This is a genomic window from Ferrovibrio sp. (genome assembly GCF_017994015.1).
In the GTDB taxonomy this organism is placed as follows: Bacteria; Pseudomonadota; Alphaproteobacteria; order Ferrovibrionales; family Ferrovibrionaceae; genus Ferrovibrio.
Genome location: NZ_JAGOLP010000001.1, coordinates 252,665 through 271,617 on the forward strand (window position 1 = coordinate 252,665; position 18,953 = coordinate 271,617).

General features: G+C 64.7%; 24 protein-coding genes. 12 read left to right on the plus strand and 12 right to left on the minus strand.

The window, feature by feature from the left end; translation table 11 throughout:
* Window positions 1–175 precede the first annotated feature (175 nt).
* From irrA to KBB36_RS01365, 5 genes are all read left to right on the plus strand, one after another.
* On the plus strand, window positions 176–592 hold the full coding sequence (gene irrA, locus KBB36_RS01345; protein ID WP_290975772.1) for an iron response transcriptional regulator IrrA: 417 nt from the start codon (window positions 176–178) through the stop codon (window positions 590–592).
* Between the two features lie 221 nt (window positions 593–813).
* Entirely contained in the window at window positions 814–1,233 is a 420-nt protein-coding gene (locus tag KBB36_RS01350) for a rubrerythrin family protein (protein ID WP_290975774.1), read from the plus strand.
* Between the two features lie 139 nt (window positions 1,234–1,372).
* Complete coding sequence (locus KBB36_RS01355; RefSeq protein WP_290975776.1) at window positions 1,373–2,737, plus strand: heterodisulfide reductase-related iron-sulfur binding cluster; 1,365 nt, start codon at window positions 1,373–1,375, stop codon at window positions 2,735–2,737.
* Between the two features lie 15 nt (window positions 2,738–2,752).
* Window positions 2,753–3,343: a DUF3501 family protein gene (locus tag KBB36_RS01360; protein ID WP_290975779.1), complete on the plus strand. Its 591-nt coding sequence runs from the start codon at window positions 2,753–2,755 to the stop codon at window positions 3,341–3,343.
* A 51-nt stretch (window positions 3,344–3,394) separates the two neighbouring features.
* Window positions 3,395–3,985 carry a pyridoxamine 5'-phosphate oxidase family protein gene (locus KBB36_RS01365; RefSeq protein ID WP_290975781.1) on the plus strand — a complete coding sequence of 197 codons (591 nt, stop codon included), beginning with the start codon at window positions 3,395–3,397 and terminating at the stop codon, window positions 3,983–3,985.
* On the opposite strand, the gene KBB36_RS01370 is transcribed toward KBB36_RS01365, so the two are convergent.
* The 3 genes from KBB36_RS01370 to KBB36_RS01380 all read right to left on the minus strand — a co-directional run bounded on the left by KBB36_RS01370 (window position 3,979) and on the right by KBB36_RS01380 (window position 5,847).
* Window positions 3,979–4,467, minus strand: a complete 489-nt coding sequence (locus tag KBB36_RS01370) for a group III truncated hemoglobin (RefSeq protein ID WP_290975784.1) — start codon at window positions 4,465–4,467, stop codon at window positions 3,979–3,981. The two genes, KBB36_RS01365 and KBB36_RS01370, sit on opposite strands and share 7 nt — an antisense overlap.
* A 66-nt stretch (window positions 4,468–4,533) precedes the next feature.
* Complete coding sequence (locus KBB36_RS01375; protein ID WP_290975787.1) at window positions 4,534–5,127, minus strand: SH3 domain-containing protein; 594 nt, start codon at window positions 5,125–5,127, stop codon at window positions 4,534–4,536.
* Between the two features lie 69 nt (window positions 5,128–5,196).
* A complete protein-coding gene (locus KBB36_RS01380; protein ID WP_290975790.1) occupies window positions 5,197–5,847 on the minus strand; it encodes a precorrin-8X methylmutase in 651 nt (216 codons plus the stop codon).
* A 100-nt stretch (window positions 5,848–5,947) separates the two neighbouring features.
* On the opposite strand from KBB36_RS01380, the gene KBB36_RS01385 reads away from it, so the two are divergent.
* Window positions 5,948–6,544 carry a HupE/UreJ family protein gene (locus tag KBB36_RS01385; RefSeq protein WP_290975792.1) on the plus strand — a complete coding sequence of 199 codons (597 nt, stop codon included), beginning with the start codon at window positions 5,948–5,950 and terminating at the stop codon, window positions 6,542–6,544.
* A gap of 36 nt (window positions 6,545–6,580) precedes the next feature.
* On the opposite strand, the gene KBB36_RS01390 is transcribed toward KBB36_RS01385, so the two are convergent.
* The 3 genes from KBB36_RS01390 to KBB36_RS01400 form a co-directional block, all read right to left on the minus strand.
* Window positions 6,581–7,075, minus strand: a complete 495-nt coding sequence (locus tag KBB36_RS01390; RefSeq protein ID WP_290975796.1) for a hypothetical protein — start codon at window positions 7,073–7,075, stop codon at window positions 6,581–6,583.
* Window positions 7,075–7,587, minus strand: coding sequence for a response regulator (locus KBB36_RS01395; RefSeq protein ID WP_290975799.1), 513 nt, complete (start codon window positions 7,585–7,587; stop codon window positions 7,075–7,077). The genes KBB36_RS01390 and KBB36_RS01395 overlap by 1 nt, the downstream gene beginning before the upstream one ends.
* 217 nt (window positions 7,588–7,804) lie before the next feature.
* Window positions 7,805–9,286 carry a penicillin-binding protein activator gene (locus KBB36_RS01400; RefSeq protein WP_290975802.1) on the minus strand — a complete coding sequence of 494 codons (1,482 nt, stop codon included), beginning with the start codon at window positions 9,284–9,286 and terminating at the stop codon, window positions 7,805–7,807.
* Window positions 9,287–9,324: 38 nt separating this feature from the next.
* Here KBB36_RS01400 and rsmI point away from each other — a divergent pair, with 38 nt between their 5' ends.
* The 6 genes from rsmI (at window position 9,325) to KBB36_RS01430 (ending at window position 13,998) form a co-directional block, all read left to right on the plus strand.
* Entirely contained in the window at window positions 9,325–10,272 is a 948-nt protein-coding gene (gene rsmI / locus KBB36_RS01405; RefSeq protein ID WP_290975805.1) for a 16S rRNA (cytidine(1402)-2'-O)-methyltransferase, read from the plus strand.
* On the plus strand, window positions 10,259–10,627 hold the full coding sequence (locus KBB36_RS01410; RefSeq protein WP_290975809.1) for a YraN family protein: 369 nt from the start codon (window positions 10,259–10,261) through the stop codon (window positions 10,625–10,627). The genes rsmI and KBB36_RS01410 overlap by 14 nt, the downstream gene beginning before the upstream one ends.
* Before the next feature lie 21 nt (window positions 10,628–10,648).
* The gene (locus KBB36_RS01415; RefSeq protein WP_290975812.1) at window positions 10,649–11,281 is read left to right on the plus strand and encodes a BON domain-containing protein; all 633 of its coding nucleotides are present in this window, start codon (window positions 10,649–10,651) and stop codon (window positions 11,279–11,281) included.
* A gap of 5 nt (window positions 11,282–11,286) precedes the next feature.
* Window positions 11,287–12,114 carry a SirB1 family protein gene (locus KBB36_RS01420; protein ID WP_290975814.1) on the plus strand — a complete coding sequence of 276 codons (828 nt, stop codon included), beginning with the start codon at window positions 11,287–11,289 and terminating at the stop codon, window positions 12,112–12,114.
* Window positions 12,115–12,153: 39 nt separating this feature from the next.
* Window positions 12,154–13,110: a glutathione synthase gene (gene gshB / locus KBB36_RS01425; protein ID WP_290975817.1), complete on the plus strand. Its 957-nt coding sequence runs from the start codon at window positions 12,154–12,156 to the stop codon at window positions 13,108–13,110.
* A 96-nt stretch (window positions 13,111–13,206) separates the two neighbouring features.
* Window positions 13,207–13,998 carry an aspartate/glutamate racemase family protein gene (locus tag KBB36_RS01430; RefSeq protein WP_290975818.1) on the plus strand — a complete coding sequence of 264 codons (792 nt, stop codon included), beginning with the start codon at window positions 13,207–13,209 and terminating at the stop codon, window positions 13,996–13,998.
* Here the strand turns inward: KBB36_RS01430 and KBB36_RS01435 are convergent, their stop codons facing one another.
* The 6 genes from KBB36_RS01435 to gcvA form a co-directional block, all read right to left on the minus strand.
* Window positions 13,999–14,886, minus strand: coding sequence for an RNA polymerase sigma-70 factor (locus tag KBB36_RS01435; RefSeq protein ID WP_290975821.1), 888 nt, complete (start codon window positions 14,884–14,886; stop codon window positions 13,999–14,001).
* The gene (locus KBB36_RS01440) at window positions 14,883–15,419 is read right to left on the minus strand and encodes a hypothetical protein (protein ID WP_290975824.1); all 537 of its coding nucleotides are present in this window, start codon (window positions 15,417–15,419) and stop codon (window positions 14,883–14,885) included. The genes KBB36_RS01435 and KBB36_RS01440 overlap by 4 nt, the downstream gene beginning before the upstream one ends.
* 188 nt (window positions 15,420–15,607) lie before the next feature.
* Entirely contained in the window at window positions 15,608–16,519 is a 912-nt protein-coding gene (locus tag KBB36_RS01445) for a DMT family transporter (RefSeq protein ID WP_290975827.1), read from the minus strand.
* 43 nt (window positions 16,520–16,562) lie between these two features.
* Window positions 16,563–16,940 (minus strand): PaaI family thioesterase, encoded by a 378-nt coding sequence (locus KBB36_RS01450; RefSeq protein ID WP_290975830.1) that lies wholly within the window; start codon window positions 16,938–16,940, stop codon window positions 16,563–16,565.
* A 95-nt stretch (window positions 16,941–17,035) separates the two neighbouring features.
* Window positions 17,036–17,911 (minus strand): alpha/beta fold hydrolase, encoded by an 876-nt coding sequence (locus KBB36_RS01455; RefSeq protein ID WP_290975833.1) that lies wholly within the window; start codon window positions 17,909–17,911, stop codon window positions 17,036–17,038.
* Between the two features lie 40 nt (window positions 17,912–17,951).
* A complete protein-coding gene (gene gcvA / locus KBB36_RS01460) occupies window positions 17,952–18,890 on the minus strand; it encodes a transcriptional regulator GcvA (protein ID WP_290975836.1) in 939 nt (312 codons plus the stop codon).
* Window positions 18,891–18,953: the final 63 nt, after the last annotated feature.

Consider the following 18,953-nt stretch of genomic DNA (forward strand, 5'->3'; position numbering starts at 1 on the left):
TAGACCAGGCCACTCAAATCCGGCTCACTTTAGCCATTGCCCGGCCCGGGGCAACTGTTTCGTTTCTTTTTGTAACAGCTGTGTTATATCTGGGGACATGACGACTTTACGCAAGCCCTCCCCGGCACAGACGGCGGAAATCGCGTCTGGCATAGCAGAACCGACGGCTGAAGCCATGGAATCGAATGCCGGCCAGCGCCTGCGCCGGGCCGGCTTGCGCACCACCCGGCAGCGCCTGGCGCTGGCTGAGATTTTGTTTGCCGACGGCCTGGATCGCCATGTGACGGCGGAAAGCCTGTATGCCAGCGCCGCCGAGCAGGGCGTCAAGCTGTCGCTGGCCACGGTATATAACTGCTTGCACCAATTCACCAATGCCGGCCTGTTGCGGATCGTGACGGTGGATTCCGGCCGCGCCTATTTCGACACCAACCTGTCGCAGCATCATCACTTCTATTATGAGAAATCCGGCGACCTGCGCGACATTCCGGCCAGCCATGTGCAGCTTGCCAATCTGCCGCAGGCCCCGGCCGGCCAGCGTATCAGCCGGGTGGATGTGATCCTGCGCCTGGATGATGCAGCCCCGGCAAGCTGAGCCGGCATTATTCGCTGTGGCGAATACTTGCGAATGATTTGCGCTTGCTTTCGGTTTTCACTGAGAGTCATTCGCATCATTTAGAATTATTCTAAAAACAATTGACACGAATCGGTTCGGCTCCATAATTCCTGCCGTTCCTCGCGATTTAGTTTCCGAGCGAGCCCCCGCCGCCCTGGAAATCCTTCCGGGCGGCTGCCTACCAGCCAGGAGGAATAACCATGCCCGCACTCAGTGGCACCAAGACCCACGGCAACCTCAAGGAAGCCTTTGCCGGCGAGAGCCAGGCCAATCGCCGCTATCTGTATTTCGCCCAGAAGGCCGATGTTGAAGGCTATAACGACGTCGCCACCGTGTTCCGCTCCACCGCCGAAGGCGAGACCGGCCATGCCCATGGCCATCTCGAATTCCTGGCCGAAGTGGGCGATCCGGCCACCGGCGAACCGATCGGCGGCACCGACCTGAACCTGAAGGCCGCCATTGCCGGCGAGACGCACGAATATACCGACATGTATCCGGGCATGGCGAAGACCGCCCGCGAGGAAGGCTTCGACGAAATCGCCGAGTGGTTTGAAACCCTGGCGAAGGCCGAGAAGAGCCATGCCGGCCGCTTCCAGAAGGCGCTGGACAGCCTGGCCTGAGCCAGTTTCCGTGACGTGACCGTTCCCCGGCCCGGGCCGCCTGACAACAGGCATCCGGGCCGGGGTTTGGCCCCAGCTATGCTGCCCCGGACACTATCGATCCGGCGGCGGCAAACGATCAGACGCACCGGAGCAGATCATGCGTGAAGGCAGCCTGGAGGCACCAACCCGGCATCCGCTGGATTGGAACAACCCCGATTTCTACGACCTGGAGAAGATCGACGCCGAAATGCGGCGCATCTTCGATATCTGCCATGGTTGCCGGCGCTGCTTCAATCTGTGCGATTCCTTCCCGCGCCTGTTTGATCTGGTCGATGCGGCGCCGAGCGAAGAACTCGATACGGTAGACAGCAAGGATTTCAAGCCGGTCGTGGATGCCTGCACGCTCTGCGACCTGTGCTACATGACCAAATGCCCCTATGTGCCGCCGCATGAATTCAACCTGGATTTCCCGCATCTGATGCTGCGCTATCGCGCCGCCGAGCGGAAGCAGGGCCATGTTGATGCCATCGGCGACCAGTTGAGCCAGACCGATCGCAACGGCAAGCTGGCCGGGCTGGTGGCGCCGATTGCCAATTGGGCTTCCGACCGCAGCAACAGCCTGACCCGCCCGATCATGGAAAAGGTGGCGGATATCCATCGCGATGCCGAATTGCCGAAATTCACTGGCAAGACCCTGGTGGCGCGGGCCAAAAGCGAGCCGGCCGTCCTCAACACTGCCGCGCCGGCCCATGGCAAGCGCAAGGCGGCGATCTATGCCACCTGCTTCGGCAATTACAACAACCCCGATATCGGCGTGGCGGCGCAGAAAATCCTGGCCCATAACGGCGTGGCTCTGCGCGTGGATTATCCCGGCTGCTGCGGCATGCCGCGGCTGGAACAGGGCGATATCGAGGATGTGGCGCAGAAAGCCCGCGTGGTGGCCGCCTTCTACGCGCCGCTGATCGACCAGGGCTACGATATCGTGGCGCTGGTGCCATCCTGCGCGCTGATGCTGAAATTTGAATGGCCGCTGATCCTGCCGGATGACCCACTGGTGAAAAAGCTGGCCCAGGCCACATTCGACATCTCCGAATATATTGTCGACATCGCCAAGAAGGATGGCCTGGCGCCGGGATTGAAGCCGCTGGAAGGCGGCGTCACGCTGCATCTGGCCTGCCATGCCCGCGCCCAGAATATGGGTAACAAGGCGGTGGACATGCTGAAGCTGATCCCCGAGATGAAGCAGGGCAAGGACCTGGCGGTGATCGAACGCTGCGCCGGCCATGGCGGCTCGTGGGGCGTGCGCACCGATTTCTTCGAGATCGGCATGAAGGTGGGCAAGCCGGTGATGCGCAGCGCGGTGAAGGAAAACAAGGCGCATATCGCTTCCGAATGCCCGCTGGCTGCGATCCATATCCGCCAGGGCATGGAAACCGAAGGCAAGGACAAGGACGGCTTCAAGCTGCCGGAAAAGGCTGAGCATCCGGTGGAATTGTTTGCCAAGGCTTATGGTTTGATCTGAGAGGCAGGAATGTACATGGCGCCGAAAACCACCCTGAGCCGCGACGACATCATTTCGATGGATGCGTTTGTCGCCATCCGCCGCGACAAGCGCAGCGAAGTGGTGGCGATGAAAAAACATCGCCGCGTGGCGCTGGGCCCGCATGCCACGTTCTATTTTGAGAATTTCCTCACCATGTGGTGGCAGATTCAGGAAATGCTCTACATCGAGAAGGGCGGCGAGGAGCAGATGGCCGATGAACTGGCGGCCTATGCGCCGCTGGTGCCGAAGGGCAGCGAACTGGTGGCCACCTTCATGCTGGAAATCGACGAGCCGGTGCGCCGTGCCCGCGTGCTCGGCAGCCTGGGCGGCATCGACAGCCATCTGTTTGTTGAGATCAACGGCGAAAAAATCTATGCCGTACCCGAAGATGATGCCGAACGTAACCGCGAGGATGGCAAAACCTCGGCGGTGCATTTCCTGCGTTTTCCGTTGAACCCGAGCCAGATCGCCGCCTTCCGCCAGGCGGAGAGCCGCATCCTGCTTGGCTGCGACCACCCGAATTACGGCCATCTCGCCATTGTTTCGGACAGCACGCGCCAGGCGCTGGCGCAGGATTTTATCTGAAGCACAAATCAGGGCATAATCGGGCCATCTGTTCTTTCAGGATGGCCCGCCATGACCGACCTCAGCCAGCTTTATGATCCGCCCAGCGATCTGGCACGCAACAAGCAGCTTGCGCATCTGGACGATCACGCCCGCAACTTCATCGCACTATCGCCGTTTCTGGTGATTGCCTCGGGCGGCGTGGATGGTGCTGATTGCTCGCCGCGCGGCGATGCCCCGGGCTTTGTGCAGGTGCTGGACGCGCAGACCCTGCTGATCCCGGATCGGCGCGGCAATAACCGGCTTGATACCTTGCAGAATGTGCAGGCAAGGCCGGAAATCGGCCTGCTGTTTTTTGTGCCCGGCATCAACGAAACCCTGCGCATCAATGGCCGTGCCGAGATTGTCAGCGATGCCGCCCTGCTGGCACCGCTGGCCGCGCAGGGCAAAATCCCCGGCACCGCTTTGCGCGTGATCGTGACGCAAATGTATTTCCATTGCGGCAAGGCGCTGTTGCGCTCAAAGCTGTGGCAGCCGGAAAGCCAGGTGCCGCGCAGCGCCTTCCCCAGCCTGGGCCGTGTCATCGCCGACCAGGTGCAGGGCGTGGATGGCGCGCAGGCCGATATATATCTGGAAGAAAGCTACAAGAACCGGCTTTATTGAACCGAACGCACCGGCCCGAGCCAATCCGGGGTCTGGCCGCGATGGAACTGGATGCCCATACGGAAACTTTCGGCGATGCGGCGGGCGCGGTCCATGAACAGGGCTTCCGCCGGGCCGGGGCAGAGTTCGCGCAAGGTGGCCTCGAACAGCGCCAGCCAATGCTGGAAATCGCCGGCATCCAGCCCCTTGCCATCGCCCTTGCTGCCATCCAGCCGGATATGCACCGGCATCGGCCGGCCGGAATAACGCCCGGTCATCAGCAGCACCGAGGACCAGAAATCGATCATCTTGCGCAGATGTGGTTCCCAATCATGGCCAATCTCGGCGGCGAAGATCGGCCCGAGCCGGGCATCCTGGCGGATATGGCCGTAAAAGCCACGCACCACACGCTCGATCAGCGCCTCGTCTACCCCGGCATGGCTGCCGGGGGCGATCTGGCGCCGCCGCTCGGCGCGGGCTTCGATGCTGTCTTCGTGTTCCATGATTGCGAGAATAGGGCAGTGGCGGCGCCGGGATAGAGGGCGAAATGCCGCAGCTAGGCTTCGCTTCTAATCGAAGCTCTCATCCGAATAGAGGCCCCAGAGATGCTGGCGCGGCATCCAGCCCTTGCTGCCGGCGATTTCCACCTGGCACCAGGCTTCCTGGCATTTGCGCAGCCGCACCTGCACACCGGGCTCTGCCTGCAACAGCACATCGGCAGCCGCATCGGGCTTCTTGAACAGGTCGCGCACCATGCCATCCACCAGGGCATAGCGCCGGCCGGAGGTGAGATTCTTGTGCACCCAGGTTTCGGTGCCATCACGATCACGGATGCGGCGCCAGTATTCGTATTCCGCCACCACTTCCACCGGCAGGCCGCGGCGCTGGTATTGCCAGGCAATCGGATAACGCGATCCGGGACCGGTGCGGGCATTCACCTTGTCGGCCGCCAGGCTGACAAAACGCGGCAGCGGCAGGCCGGAATCCGGGCCTTTCTGCGCCTCTACCGGCCGGCTGAGATCAGACTGCTGCGGCACCGCCAGCATTGGGCTGGACAGGGCGGCATGCTGCACCGGCTTGTCGGCAGCCAGCAGCACAGCCGGAGCCGGCACCACAAGCAGCAAGGCGGCGAGAAGGGGGATACTGAAACGACAAAACGGCATGAGGCGGATTTACGCTCGCAAGACTAACGAATCGTTAAACCCAGTTTAGCGCCTGGGGCCGGGCGTGGTCTATCCGCCCTCCGAACGAGGCGCTGGCCCAAGCCCGGTCAGGGCATCCAGCGCCGCCGTGGCCAGACTGCCACCGCCGCGTGTGCCATGCAGCAGCAGGTAGGGTAGCCGGCGCGTATCACGCGCCAGTTCCTGCTTGGCTTCAGTGGCATCAACAAAGCCGACCGGGAAGGCCAGGATCGCCGCCGGGCGCGGCGCACCCTCATCCAGCAATTCCAGCAAGCGGAACAAGGCGCTGGGTGAGGCGCCGATCACCACCAATGCGCCAGCCAGATGCGGCGGCCATAATTCCACGGCGGCGGCGGCGCGGGTGATATTCTGGCTGCGGCCTATGCGACGCGCGGTGACGTGGTTGAGATAGCAGTGAACCGGGTTGGCGGCGGGCAGCCGGGCGCGGATCAGGCCATGCGCCACCAGATCGGAATCGGTCAGGATGGCGGCGCCTCGCGCCAAGGCCGCCTGGCAGGCCGGCACCAGATCGGCCGACCAGGCCAGGTCCGGCAGCAGGCCGGTATCACCACTGGCCTGGATCAGGCGCAAAGCCACTTCGGCGATGCCGGGCGGCAGGCCACCCATATCAACCCGGGCGCGGATACGGGCCAGGGTCTCGCGATGGGCGCGATCCGGGTCGCGGATATAATCGAGGGCCATGACGGTTGTTGTACTGCATCATCCCGGCTTGTCAAAGCGGCGCCAAGCAGGCACAAAGATAGCAGGTGGGTCGCGCAGCATATTGTTAGAGGGGATTTCGATGTTTCCTGCCACACAGCGTACCTGCACGCGGCTTGCGATCGCCGTGGGCGCGGCGGCTTTTCTGTTTTCCGGCGCAGCCTCTGCCCATCCCGGCCATGCTGCTGAAGGCTTCAGCAGCGGCCTGACGCATCCTTTCGGCGGCCTGGATCACCTGCTGGCCATGGTGGCGGTGGGGCTGTGGGCGATGCAGCAGGGTGGCCGCGCCATCTATGCCGTGCCGGGCGCCTTTGTAACCGCCATGGCGGCCGGCTTCGGCCTTGGCCTGGCCGGCATCACTTTGCCCTTTGCCGAAACCGGCATCCTGCTCTCGCTGCTGGCTTTGGGCCTGGCCGTGGCGCTGTCTTTGCGCCCGCCGCTGGCCCTGGCGATGCTGGCCAGCGCCGGCTTTGCGCTGTGCCATGGTTATGCCCATGCGCTGGAAAGCGGCGGCGCCGCACTGGCACCCTATGCTGCCGGCATGCTGCTCGGCACCGCCCTGCTGCATGGCCTGGGCCTATTTGCCGCCCGGCTGGCAAACCAGGGCAACCTGGCATTGCTGACCCGCGGCGCCGGGGCCGCCACCGCCGCCATCGGCCTGTTTCTGCTGGTTTTGTGATAATTTGATTGCCGGCGCCGCCAAAGGGCGGCGCCGTCAGCCATCCTTGTATTTCTGCACGGCCACTTGCAGCACTTGCAGCAATTCGCGCTCGGTGGCGCCGCCGCCGCCCTGGATGCGATTGGCCATCACCACATAAAGCGCATCAATCTGCGCCGCGATGATATCGAGCTGGATGTCGCTCGGATCGTTCATGCCCTGCACAAAATCATTCAGTGTTTTGGCAAAGGCGGTGAGCAGGGGATATTTGAACATCCCGCCCATGCCCTTGATATCCAGCGACACATTGCGGATTTCCCGCATCTGCTGCACACCACGGGCGCCGCCCTGCGCCACATCATCAAGCGCCAGGCGCAACTGCTTCAGCTTCTCGGCCACTTCGATGGTGAAGTTGTCGGTGGCCTTTTCCACCACCTGCTCCAGCTTCTTGACCGCTTCGGGTTCAAGCTTGAGCGAAAAGCCGCGTTTGAAATTGACCGCCTTGCGCTTCAATTCCTGAGGGGCGGCAATAAAGGTGGGGCGCTTTGGCATCAGCGGCGGCCATCGGTTTCGATGCGGCGTTCCGGCCCGCCATAGGCTTCATCACGTTTGCGGCGGCGATCCGGGCCGAAATAACCATCCACGCGCACAAACTGGCGCGGCCGCGCAATGGCGGCAGCCAGCCGGGTGTAGAAACTCTGCACCGTATAGGGCTTGGCGACAAATTCATTCACCCCGGCATCGCGGGCGCGCACCACATATTCGATTTCCGAATTGGCCGTCATCATGATCACCGGCATCAGCCGGTTGGGCGAGGCCGGGTCGTTGCGCAGCCAGCTCACCAGATCCATGCCATTCTGTTCGGCCTGCAAATCCCATTCGGTGATCAGCACGTCAATGCGGCCCTGACGCAGGATCGTCACCGCGCCCTCAAAATTGCGCGCGCGGTCGATATGATGCGCATCCAGCGTCACCAACACGTCGCGAATCATCGTGCCCATCAGCCGGTTGGGGTCCACAATCAGAAAATTAATTTTGGAAAAGTCGATCTTTTCCATGCTCATGTAAAACGACCTTCTTCAATCCCCCAGCCACCGATCTCATCATTCTTGGTTTAAGCGACTGAAACCCATCACACAAGCATACTCTGCCACCCAAACAGCACTCGCAGCAGTTGTCTATTGCCTCTTTTTCGACCGAAAGGCCGCCGCAAGCAAGAGGCAACACAGCATCACACAACAAACGTGATCGCTGATTTGGCCTATTCAACTCCAGTAATTGTTAATTTGTCGTGACCTGGAAATTGGCCGGCGCGGGGTCTACCACCCGAGCGCCGCGCCGCTGCACCTCCAGCACCGCCAGGCCACGTTCCACCACGCCATCGGCACGAAAGCGGAACACGCCGTCATAACCGGCAAAACCATCCGGGTTATTCAGCAGCATATCGGCAAAAAGCGGCTGACTGGCCTGGATCGCATTGCGCGCCAGCACCCCGGCCAGCGCCGTGGCGTCATAAGCCAGGCTGGCCAGGCGGGCCGGGCGGCGGCCATAAACCTGCTCGAAGCGTTTGCGGAATTCCTCAAACCCTTCCGGCGCCGGGCCGGCAAACCAGCCGCCGATCAGCGCCGGTTCGTTACCCAAGCTTGGATCATCCCACAAGCCGGTGCCCATGAAGCGCACGGCGCGCGGATCGATATCAAAATACGGCAGCAAAGGCGCCAGGGCGCGCAGCCGGGCACCGCCTTCCGGCAGCAGCAGGCCATCAATCGGCGCCGGCGCCACCACATTGCCGGGCTGACCCGGGCCGGCACTGCCGCCCAAAGCGCCGCTGGCACCCGGCAGCACGGCACCGTCGGCCAGCGGCTCGGCCGGCGACAGGCCACGCAAAGCGGCGGCAAAGCGGCGCACGCTGGGGGTCAGGTCCGGCGCATCGGCGGGATAACGATCCTGGCGCAGCAGCCGCACGTCCTGATTACCCGGCATGGCCGCGCCATTGCTCAGCGCGGCTTCCATCGCCTGGGCCACGGCATTGCCATAGGCCGAATCCGGCGCCAGCAGGGCAAAGCGGTTCAGCCCCTTGGCGCGGGCATAGGCCAGCACACGCGCCACCTGCTGATCCGGCGTGAAACCCAGGATGTAAACCCCGCCGCCGGCGACGGCGCGATCGGTGGAAAAGCTCAGCACCTTGACGCCGCGTTCCCGCGCCAGCGGCGCCACAGCCGCAGCCGAAGCCGAAAAAAGCGGCCCCAGGATAATATCCACGCCTTCGGCCAGCAGCGCCTGCGCCGCGCTGGCGGCGGCTTCCGGCCGGCCTTCGGTATCACGCGGCAGCAGCACCAGGCGATCATCGCCCAGATCAAACAAGGCCATCTGCGCCGCATCCAGCAGGGCGCGGCCCAGTGGCGCGCTGGGGCCGGATAGGGGCACCAGGAAGCCGATCCGCACGCCTTCAGCACTGCTGGGCGCCACCAGAGCCGGCGGTGTCATGCCGGATGGGGCGGGCGGCGCTTCCAGCGGCCGGGCTTCCACCTGAATCTGGGGGGCAGGCTGGGGCGTGGCCTGGGGCGCCGGGGCGGGCGGCGGCGCAGCAGCCTGGGGTGGAGCGGCTGGGCGCTGCGGTTGCGGCGCCGGGCGCACCAGCGAGGTGGGCGGGCCATTCACAATGGTATCAAGCAGTTCGGGCAGCGATTTCGGCGCATGTTCGCAAGCCGCCAGGGCCACCATTGCCAGCATGCAGAACCCGGCCTTAAGGTAACGTCTCATCACTTGCTCGCTTTCCGCTGCGTATTACGGAACCGCCCATGTCATCCGCCGAGACCGGCGCCCCACCCGTGCCAGGATCGGCCAGCGATCTGCTGGCTGCCGCCCTGGCCGGCCTGGGTCGCCAGGACAGTTTCACCCCAGGCTTATATCTGGTGGCGACACCCATCGGCAACGCCGCCGATATCACGGTGCGCGCCCTGGCGCTGCTCGGCCGCGCTGATGTGATTGCCTGCGAGGATACCCGCACCAGCGGCGCTTTGCTGCAACGCTATGGCATCCGGGCCAAATTGCTGCCCTATCATGAGCATAACGCCACCGAGATGCGGCCGGAATTGCTGCGCCGGCTGCGCGCCGGCGCGGTTTTGGCGCTGATCTCGGATGCCGGCACGCCGCTGATTTCCGATCCCGGCTACAAGCTGGTGCGTGAGGCGGTGGCCGAGGGCCTGCCGGTCACCGCCCTGCCCGGCCCGTCCTCGGTGCTGGCCGGGTTATGCCTGGCCGGCCTCCCCACGGATCGTTTCCTGTTTGCCGGTTTTCCGCCCGCCAAGGCGCAGGCCGCCGAGGCCTGGGCCGCCGAACTGGCGCCGATCCAGGCCAGCCTGGTGCTGCTGGAAAGTGCACAACGGCTGCCGGAAAGCCTGGCCCGGCTGGCCCAGATGCTGGGCGGCAGCCGCGAAGCCGCCGTGGCGCGCGAACTGACCAAAAAATTTGAGGAAGTGCGCCGCGGCACCTTGGCCGAACTGGCGGCGCATTATGCCGAGGCCGGCGCACCGCGCGGTGAAGTGACCCTGGTGATCGGCCCGCCCGCCGCCGCCGACCTGGCCGCCCAGGTGGCCGACCTGGATACGCAATTGCGCGCCGCCCTTTTGCATCTCAGTGTCAGCCAGGCTGCCGCCACGGTGGCTGCCGCCACCGGCCAGCGCAAACGGGCGGTTTATGCCCGCGCCCTGGAACTGGCCGCCGAGCTGGCAAATGGATCGCCATAAGCGCCAGCGCCATCAGCGCAGCGGACGCCAGGCCGAGGCTATGGCCGCGCTTTGGTTGCGCCTCAAGGGCTACACCATCCTGGCGCGCAATTTCCGCCATGGCAGCGGCGAGGTGGACCTGCTGGCGCGGCGCGGCCAGGTGCTGGCGGCAGTGGAGGTGAAATGGCGCCCCGACCACGATCAGGCCGCCGCAGCGGTATCACCCCGGCAAAAATATCGCATCCAGCGCGCCGCTTCGGTATTCTGGGCGCAATTGCCCGACCATGACCGGGTGGCCTTGCGTTTTGACGCCTTGCTGCTTGCACCCTGGCGGCTGCCACACCATATCCGGGATGCCTGGCGCCCGGAACTTTGATCGACCCGAGGAGAGTAGCGCGTGACCCGTATTGCCGCCCCCCAGATCACCCATTCCAGGCTGCATTATGTGCTGCCGCTGCTGCTGCTCGGCACCCTGCCGCTGCTGCAAGGCTGTGTCGGCATTGCCGTGGGGGCCGGGGCCGCCGCCGGCGTGGCCGCCGCCGAGGAACGCGGCGCCAAGAATGCCGCCAATGACAAGGGCATCCAGCTCGCCATCAACGAACGCCTGTTCCAGAAAGACCTGAGCCTGTTCGGCAAGGTCAGCGTCACCGTGTATGAAGGCCGCGTGCTGCTGACCGGCGTGGTGCAGAAACAGGCCGACCGCGACGAGGCCGAACGTATCGCCTGGGAACAGGGCCGCGCCGTGGAAGTGATCAACGAATTGGTGATCGCACCGAGCGGCAACCTGATTGATTCGGCCAACGATACCTGGATCACCAGCCAGTTGCGTTTCAAGCTGACCGGCGATTCCTCGGTGGTGGATATCAACTATTCCATCGATACCGTGAACGGGACCATCTACCTGCTCGGCCTGGCGCAGAGCGAGGCGGAATTGCTGCGCGTTACCGATCATGCCCGCACCATCCAGGGTGTGCGCCGCGTCGTCAGCCATGTGCTGCTGAAGACCGATTCGCGCCGGCGCCCGGTCTAGCGGCGATGGCGACCGGCAGCGCGGCGATTGAAACTGCTTTGCGCGCGCTGGGCGCCATGCCCGACGACCAGCTTGATATCGCCGAAGCCGCTTTGCTGATGGCGGCGCTGGACCGGCCGGAAATCGACCTGGCGCCCTATCGGCGCCATCTCTCCGATCTGGTGGGCCAGGTGGCAGGCGAAGATGCCGGCGCCGAGGCCGGGCCGCGCGCCCTGGCGCTGGCGGCGGTGATTGCCGGCGAAAACGACTATCGCGGCGATAACGAGAGTTATGACGACCCGGCCAATGCCGACCTGATGCGGGTGATCGACCGCCGCCTCGGCCTGCCGGTGGCTTTGGGCATTCTTTATATCCATGCCGGCCGCGCCCAGGGCTGGGCGGTGGACGGGCTGGATTTCCCCGGCCATTTTCTGATCCGCGTGCAGGGCGAGGATGGCAGCCTGGTGCTCGACCCGTTTCATCGCGGCCGCATCGCCGATCCGCCGCTGATGCAGGATTTGCTGCGCCGGATCAGCGGTGAGCAGGAATTGCGCCCCGACCATGTGCGGCCGATGCGCAGCCGCGACGTGCTGTTGCGACTGGCCAACAATATCAAGGCACGGGCCTGGAAGAATGGCGATGTGGACCGCACCGCCACCATGCTGGAACGGATGCTGCTGGTGGCGCCGGATTTTGCCCCGGCCTGGCGCGAACTCGGCCTGGTGGAAGAAAAACGCGGCCGCATCCGGCAATCGATCAGCGCCACCGAGCGCTTCCTGGTGCTTTCCGCCGATGAGGGCGCAGGGCTTGAGGCGCAGGCCTTTCTGCACCACATTCGGCGCCAGCTTAACTGACCAGCAGCACCAGCAATTCAGCAATAGAAGGAACCGGCCATGGCGTTGAAGGTGGCGATCCAGATGGACCCCATCGAATCGATCGATTTCGATGGCGACAGCACCTTTGTGCTTGGCCTGGAAGCCGAAGCACGCGGTTATGCCTTGTGGCATTATCTGCCGAAAGACCTCAGTTTCCATGACCGCCGCGTGCTGGCCCGCGCCCGGCCGATGCGGCTGCGCGCCGAACGCGGCAACCATTTCAGCCTCGGCGCGCCGGAACTGATCGATCTGACGGATATGGACGTGGTGCTGATGCGCCAGGACCCGCCGTTTGACATGGCCTATATCACCGCCACGCATCTGCTGGAGCATATCCATCCGCGCACCCTGGTGGTGAACAATCCGGTGGCGGTGCGCAACGCACCGGAAAAACTTTATGTGACGCATTTTGACGGCCTGTTGCCGCCAACCCTGATCTCGTCGGATTTTGAAGCGATCAAGGCGTTTCGCGCCGAGCATCAGGACATCATCCTGAAGCCGCTATTCGGCAATGGCGGCGCCGGGGTGTTCCATCTGCGGCCGGATGACGAAAATCTCGGCTCGCTCTACGAGATGTTCACCAAGCTGAGCCGCGAGCCGGTGATTGTGCAGAAATACCTGCCCGAAGTGCGGCTCGGCGACAAGCGCATCATCCTGGTGGATGGCCGCCCGGTCGGCGCCGTGAACCGCGTGCCGGCAGCCGGCGAGGCGCGCTCCAACATGCATGTTGGCGGCCAGCCGAAAAAGGTCGGCCTGACTCGGCGCGAGGAAGAAATCTGCGAAATGATCGGGCCGTTCCTGAAACGCGACGGGCTGATCTTTGTCGGTATCGACGTGATCGGCGATTACCTCACCGAGATCAATGTCACCTCGCCCACCGGCATCCAGCAGATCAACCGCTTCGACGGCAAAAAACTGGAAGCCGAAATCTGGAACGCCATCGAAGACGCCCTGAGCCGCCGCTCGCTGGCCTGAGGCCGTCCGCTACTAATTGAACAGTTAGTCAAAAACGGTTTCACCCCGGCGCTGGCTGTGGCAGGCTGCGGCTTGCCTCAAGCCCGGAGCCTGCCGATGACCGCCGTTGCCGACCTCACCATCGACCTGCGCCAGTTGCCCTATGAAATGGATGCCGGGCTGGGGCCGCGCGGGCGGATCGGGCTGATTGCGCTATCCGGCGATCAGACCATCGAGCATGAATGCCGGCAGATCTGGCAGCAGCCGGATGTGGCACATTATGTCACCCGCATCCTGCATCATGCCGGCAATGTGAATCTGGAAACCCTGCGCCGCATGGAAGGTGGCCTGGCCGACGCCGCTGCTTTGCTGCTGCCCGGCTTGCGGCTGGAGGTGATGGCCTTTGGCTGCACCTCCGGCTCGCTTTCCATCGGCATCGCCCGGGTGCATGAATTGCTGCGCCAGCAAAGGCCCGAGCTGCGCTGCACCACGCCGATGGAAGCCGGCTGCCTGGCCTTGCAACGGCTCGGCGCCAGGCGCATCGCCTTCCTGTCGCCGTATCAACATGAGGTGAACCAGGCGATGCGGCAGTATCTGATCGAGCAGGGCTTCAGCGTGCCGGCCATGGCTTCCTGGAACATCGCCAACGGTGCCATGGTGAACCGGGTGAGCCAGGCCAGCGCCGCCGAGGCGGTGCGCCAGATCGGCCGCGCCCCGGATACCGATGCGGTATTTGTATCCTGCACCGCGCTGCGCCTGGTGGAGCGGATCGAGGCGCTGGAGCAGGAAATCGGCAAACCGATTGTCACCAGCAACCAGGCCCTGGCCTGGCATTGCCTGCGGCTGGCCGGCATCGACGATGCGGTGCCAGGCTTTGGCCGCCTGCTGATGCTGCCCCTGGATGAGTGATTAGTGGATAAGGTCGAGCCGGGCCAGCTTGTCCGGGTTGCGCACCACGAAGATGGCGCGGATGCGGCCCTGCTCGATGCCGAAGGTGAATACCGAGACCGGCACCCCGGCATGAAACACCACAAAACCCGGCTGACCGTTGACGCGGCAGAATTGCCGGCTGAAGCCCGGGCCATTCTTGCGTGCCAGACCGGCGAAAAACCGCGCACAACGATCCGCACCATGGATCACATTCAGCGCTGCGCGCGCCTTGCCGCCGCCATCGGACCAGATCATCGCATCATCGGCCAGCAAACCGGCGAAGGCCGCCACATCGCCGCTTTCGGCAGCCTGGGCGAAACGCCGCGCCAGATCACGGGCGCGATCCCGGGCTTCCGCCTGGTGCTGATTATCGGCGGCGCCGAAACGCGGCCGGTCCGCCTGCACATGTTTCTGCGCCCGGCTGACCAATTGCCGGCAGGCGGCTTCGCTCTTGCCAAGAATGGCGGCGATTGCCGGGTAATCATAGTCAAAGGCCTGGCGCAGCAGATAGGCGGCGCGTTCGGCCGGCGATAGCCGCTCCAGCACCAGCAGGAAAGCAAGCGACAGGCTTTCCGCCAGTTCCACCTCAAAATCCGCCTCTGCCGCCAGCACGGGTTCCGGCAGCCAGGGTCCGGTATAGGCGGCGCGCTCCACCTTGGCGGCGCGCAGCCGGTCAATACACAGCCGGGTGCAGGCGGTGACCAGCCAGGCTTCCGGGTTGCGCAAATCGGCTAGGCTCTGGCCATGCCAGCGCAAATACGTGTCCTGCACCGCATCCTCGGCCTCGCCAACACTGCCGAGCATACGATAGGCCAGGCCGTGCAGGCGGCGGCGATGGCGTTCAAACAGCGCGGCGTGATCGCTCATGCCGCCACCTGCACCAAAGCGCAGGTCTGTGCATAACCCAAAGCCCGCTTCACACTGGGATAGAAACGCGCCACGGCGATATGGAAGCTCAGTTCGATCATCGCGGCGCGGCCACAATGCTGCTCAAGTTCCTGCCGCAAGGCTTCAAGCTCGGGCGTGTTGGCCGCCACCGCCTGGCCGAAACGCCAGGCCAGGCCAAGCGGTGCCGGCAGGTCTTCCGGCCGTCCGGCCAGCGCGGCACGCAGCAGCGCCGGATCGGCGCCCTCGGCGCGGTCGAGATTGACATGGATCTGCACACATTCGCCGCAATCATCCTGCTGCACCGCGCCTAATGTGGCGAATTGCCGGATCGCCGCCGGCAGGGCGGCATCGGCGGCGGCGCGGTTCATCGCCGTGATGGCCTGGATATGGCCCAGCACCGGGCTGCCCAGCGTGGCCATTTCGCGCTGATAATCCAGCCGCACGCCCAGCACGGCTTCAGCGGCGGCGATGCGTTCCAGGGCGGTGACAACAGCATGCGGATTCTGGCTCATGGCGGCGCTCCTTCAGATGTAAGCTACACCCAAGACGGCGCCGGCCGGCATATTGTGACAGGGCCGCGGCTTTTTCTGCGCCGCCAGCTCTATTGCGCCGGCCGTGCCGGGCGCAGCTTACTCTATTGCGCCGGCCGTGCCGGGCGCAGCTTACTCTATTGCGCCGGCTGTGCCGGGCGCAGCTTGCTCTATTGCGCCGGCTGTGCCGGGCGCAGGGCGCGCACACCCCACAGCACGCCGCCCAGCACCAGCAGGATCGAGGCCGCCTCCAGCGCATTTGGCCCGCGACCTTCATAGAGAAAGCTGAACAGCAGCACGAACAGGGTTTCCGACACCATGAGCTGACCGGCCAAAGCCATCGGCAGGCGCGAGGAAGCCAGATTCCAGGCCCAGTTGGCGCCCCAGGCCGAGCCGAGGCCGGTGAGCAGGGCGCAAACCAGCAGCCAGAGCCAGGCTTGCGGCGCGCTGGGCAAGGCCGGCTCAAACGGCAGCAGCAGCGCCAGACTGGGCAGCAAAGCCAGGCAGCCCAGGCCAACCAGCGAGGCCCAGTCGCGCAATGGCAGATCGGGATGCTGTGCCAGATAGCGCGCATTGATCAGGGCATAGAGATTCCAGCTCAGCAAGGCGCCGAAGGCGGCAGCCAAACCCCAGAGATCGGGATGCAGGCCTCTTTGCAGCGCCGGCCATTGCAGCAGCAGCAAGCCGCCGAGAATCGCCAGCAGGGCCGGCGCCAGCCGGCGCAGCAGCCGCGCGCGGCCAAGCTTGTGGCCAAACAGCACGGCGGAAAGCGGCACCGTCACCGGCAGGCAGCCCAGCACCAGGGCGGTAAGCGCCGCGCCGGTGCGCTGCACCGCCACCACCATCAGCAGGGCGCAGAACAGATTGCCGAACCAGGCCATCAGCAGCAGGCCGCGCCAATGCTGCGCCAGCAAGGCACGCCAGGGCCGGCCCACCAGCAGCAAGGCCGAGAGCAGGCCATAAACCAGATAGCGGCTGGCGGTGATTGCCGCCGCGCCAAAATCCGGCAGCAGCACCGGCGTGATGAAGGTGAGCGCCCAAAGCGCGCCAGCCGCCAGGCTGGCCAGAAGTCCGATTCCCATCGCGCCGGTATAAAGCTTTTGCGGCTGCCAAAATACCGTCGGCTCAGCCCAGCCGGCTGGTGACAGTGCCATCAGCCACAATGTTGCCGGCGATGTCGCGCACCGTGATGCGGCTTACCACCAGCGCCTTGCCGCGTTTCAGCACCTGGGCCTCGGCGCGGATTTCCACCCCCTTGGCGGGGCCGAGATAATTCACCACCAGCGAAGCCGTGGCGGCGCGGTTCTGGCTTTCCGCCGGCGCATTGGATATCGCCGCGCTCATGCCAGCCACATCGATCAGCGTGGCAATGGCGCCGCCATGCACCATGTCGCCCACCGTGACATTGCCGGGCTGGAACGGCAGGCCCAGCACCACCCGATCCGGCGCCAGTTCCACCAGCGTGAGGCCGAGGCGGTCGCCCAGCGGCGAATGGATCAGCAATTGTTCGATGCGGGCGGCAATCTCGGGCGCGACGGGTATTGTTCACTCCGGCATGATTATCTGCCCAGTCTGCCGGCTTGGGCGCCGCAAGTCGATTACCTGGCGGGTAAGGCGGCGCTGGCGAGCCAATCCAGCAAGGCATCCCAATGCTGTACCGGCATGGCGCGGTGAAACAGGCCGAAATGCCCCAGTTTCGGCAGGCCCCAATCGGCCGGGGCAATATGGCGGCGTTCGATCCGCGCTGCCGGGTAATAGCCGAGCAGCGCATCCACGGCGGCTTTCGGGGCAATCGGATCATCGCTGAAGCTGAGCGACAGAAGCGGCGCTTTGAGCAAGGGATTATACGGCCTGAGCGGCGCGCCGGCGGCATCTGAAATATAATGCCGCGAGCGGCCCCAGCGCGCCCATTGCAGCGCCACGCCCGGCGGCAGCGGCTCGCCGCCAAACAGCGCGCCGGGCATCCGGCCATAAAGCCGGGTGAGCAGCGGGATCAGCAGATGCCATAGCAGAAACATGCGCAGCCGCGGCCAGCCCGCCGGCCAGTGGCGCCAATGGCCGCTCTGGCTGGCCACCAGCAACGCTGCGGCATAATCCGCCGCCTGCGGCGTGAGGCCGAGAATCTGGCCGCCGAAGGAATGCCCGATCACGCAGAGCCGGCAGCCTGGATGGTTTTGCTGGAGCCAAGCGCCCGCGGCGGCGGCATCCCGTTCGGCCCAATCCAGCATGGTGTATTGCGCAGCCCGGCCGCTGTTTGACTGGCCGATGCCGCGATAATCATAACTCAGCACGGCAAAGCCGCGCCCGGCGGCGTGGCGCGCAAAGGCATCATAAAAGCGGCGCGGCACGGCGGTGGCCGAATTGATCTGCAAGGCCAGGCCAAGCGGCGGCGCCATTGCCGCCGGGGCATAATGGCTGGCGGCCAGCAACTGGCCATCGGCGGCGGTGAGGGTGATGCTTTCAGGATCGCTCATGCGCCACAGACTGGCGAAAAAACCGGCTGCCCGGCAAACGCTAATTGCCGCCCTTCGCCTGAAGCTGCTTCATCTGGCTATCGGCCTGGCCGAGCAGATTGACCAGCCAGTCGCGCAATGCTTTCAGGCGCGGCCGATCGGCTTCGGCGCGGCGGCAGACAAACCAATAGGCATAATTCTCCGACAGCGCCAGGCCAAACGGCATCACCAGGCGCTTCTCGGCCAGGCGCGGCGCCAGCAGCGGCACCACGCCAAGCGTGACACCGATGCCACGTTCGGCGGCATCAATCGCCTGCTGCATGTTATCCACCCAGATTTCGCGCTTCGGCTTCAATCCGGCCACGCCGGCCGCCGCCAGCCAGCGGTTCCAGGCTTCCGGCAGATAGCTGAGATGAATCAGCGTCTGATCGCGCAGATCACGCGGCCGCGCCAAAGGCCGCACAGCGCCACGCGCCTGCAACAAGCGCGGCGCCGCTACCGGCGTTACCGAGATGCCGGTGAGCCGGGTGGCGCTGAGGCCGGCCCAGCGGCCATGGCCCCAGCGGATCGCCGCATCCACCGGGTCGCGGGCAAAATCGGCATTCCGCTGGGTCGATTCAACATAGAGCCGCAGCCCGGGCTGGGTGTCGAGGAAACTTTCCAGATTGGGGATCAGCCAGCTGGCGGCAATGAACGGCACGGCGGAAACGCGCAATTCATCGCCCTGGCTCGGCGCCCGGATCCGTGCCGAGGCGCGCGACACCTCGTCGAAGGCACGTCGCACGCTGCCAAAATAATCCTGGCCGGCTTCGGTGAAGCGGATTTCACGATTGAGGCGGCGGAACAGCGGCTGGCCGAGATGGCGCTCCAGCGCCTTGACGCGATGGCTGATCGCCGAGGGCGTCAGGTTCAGTTCCTGCGCCGCCGCCTTGAAGCTCATATGGCGGGCGGCGGCATCGAAGGCTTCCAGGGCAAGCAGGGGCGGCAGGCGCTTCATCATCGCACCAGCTTAGCCGGGTTCACCCGAAACGGAAGCCTGTCGTGGCGTCAGCTACCGTGGCGG

Bases quoted from the DNA above. Each gene is read 5' to 3' on its own strand.
- irrA (WP_290975772.1), top strand. From the start codon at position 176: ATGGAATCGAATGCCGGCCAGCGCCTGCGCCGGGCCGGCTTGCGCACC.
- KBB36_RS01350 (WP_290975774.1), top strand. From the start codon at position 814: ATGCCCGCACTCAGTGGCACCAAGACCCACGGCAACCTCAAGGAAGCC.
- KBB36_RS01355 (WP_290975776.1), top strand. From the start codon at position 1,373: ATGCGTGAAGGCAGCCTGGAGGCACCAACCCGGCATCCGCTGGATTGG.
- KBB36_RS01360 (WP_290975779.1), top strand. From the start codon at position 2,753: ATGGCGCCGAAAACCACCCTGAGCCGCGACGACATCATTTCGATGGAT.
- KBB36_RS01365 (WP_290975781.1), top strand. From the start codon at position 3,395: ATGACCGACCTCAGCCAGCTTTATGATCCGCCCAGCGATCTGGCACGC.
- KBB36_RS01370 (WP_290975784.1), bottom strand. From the start codon at position 4,467: ATGGAACACGAAGACAGCATCGAAGCCCGCGCCGAGCGGCGGCGCCAG.
- KBB36_RS01375 (WP_290975787.1), bottom strand. From the start codon at position 5,127: ATGCCGTTTTGTCGTTTCAGTATCCCCCTTCTCGCCGCCTTGCTGCTT.
- KBB36_RS01380 (WP_290975790.1), bottom strand. From the start codon at position 5,847: ATGGCCCTCGATTATATCCGCGACCCGGATCGCGCCCATCGCGAGACC.
- KBB36_RS01385 (WP_290975792.1), top strand. From the start codon at position 5,948: ATGTTTCCTGCCACACAGCGTACCTGCACGCGGCTTGCGATCGCCGTG.
- KBB36_RS01390 (WP_290975796.1), bottom strand. From the start codon at position 7,075: ATGCCAAAGCGCCCCACCTTTATTGCCGCCCCTCAGGAATTGAAGCGC.
- KBB36_RS01395 (WP_290975799.1), bottom strand. From the start codon at position 7,587: ATGAGCATGGAAAAGATCGACTTTTCCAAAATTAATTTTCTGATTGTG.
- KBB36_RS01400 (WP_290975802.1), bottom strand. From the start codon at position 9,286: ATGAGACGTTACCTTAAGGCCGGGTTCTGCATGCTGGCAATGGTGGCC.
- rsmI (WP_290975805.1), top strand. From the start codon at position 9,325: ATGTCATCCGCCGAGACCGGCGCCCCACCCGTGCCAGGATCGGCCAGC.
- KBB36_RS01410 (WP_290975809.1), top strand. From the start codon at position 10,259: ATGGATCGCCATAAGCGCCAGCGCCATCAGCGCAGCGGACGCCAGGCC.
- KBB36_RS01420 (WP_290975814.1), top strand. From the start codon at position 11,287: ATGGCGACCGGCAGCGCGGCGATTGAAACTGCTTTGCGCGCGCTGGGC.
- gshB (WP_290975817.1), top strand. From the start codon at position 12,154: ATGGCGTTGAAGGTGGCGATCCAGATGGACCCCATCGAATCGATCGAT.
- KBB36_RS01430 (WP_290975818.1), top strand. From the start codon at position 13,207: ATGACCGCCGTTGCCGACCTCACCATCGACCTGCGCCAGTTGCCCTAT.
- KBB36_RS01435 (WP_290975821.1), bottom strand. From the start codon at position 14,886: ATGAGCGATCACGCCGCGCTGTTTGAACGCCATCGCCGCCGCCTGCAC.
- KBB36_RS01440 (WP_290975824.1), bottom strand. From the start codon at position 15,419: ATGAGCCAGAATCCGCATGCTGTTGTCACCGCCCTGGAACGCATCGCC.
- KBB36_RS01445 (WP_290975827.1), bottom strand. From the start codon at position 16,519: ATGGGAATCGGACTTCTGGCCAGCCTGGCGGCTGGCGCGCTTTGGGCG.
- KBB36_RS01455 (WP_290975833.1), bottom strand. From the start codon at position 17,911: ATGAGCGATCCTGAAAGCATCACCCTCACCGCCGCCGATGGCCAGTTG.
- gcvA (WP_290975836.1), bottom strand. From the start codon at position 18,890: ATGATGAAGCGCCTGCCGCCCCTGCTTGCCCTGGAAGCCTTCGATGCC.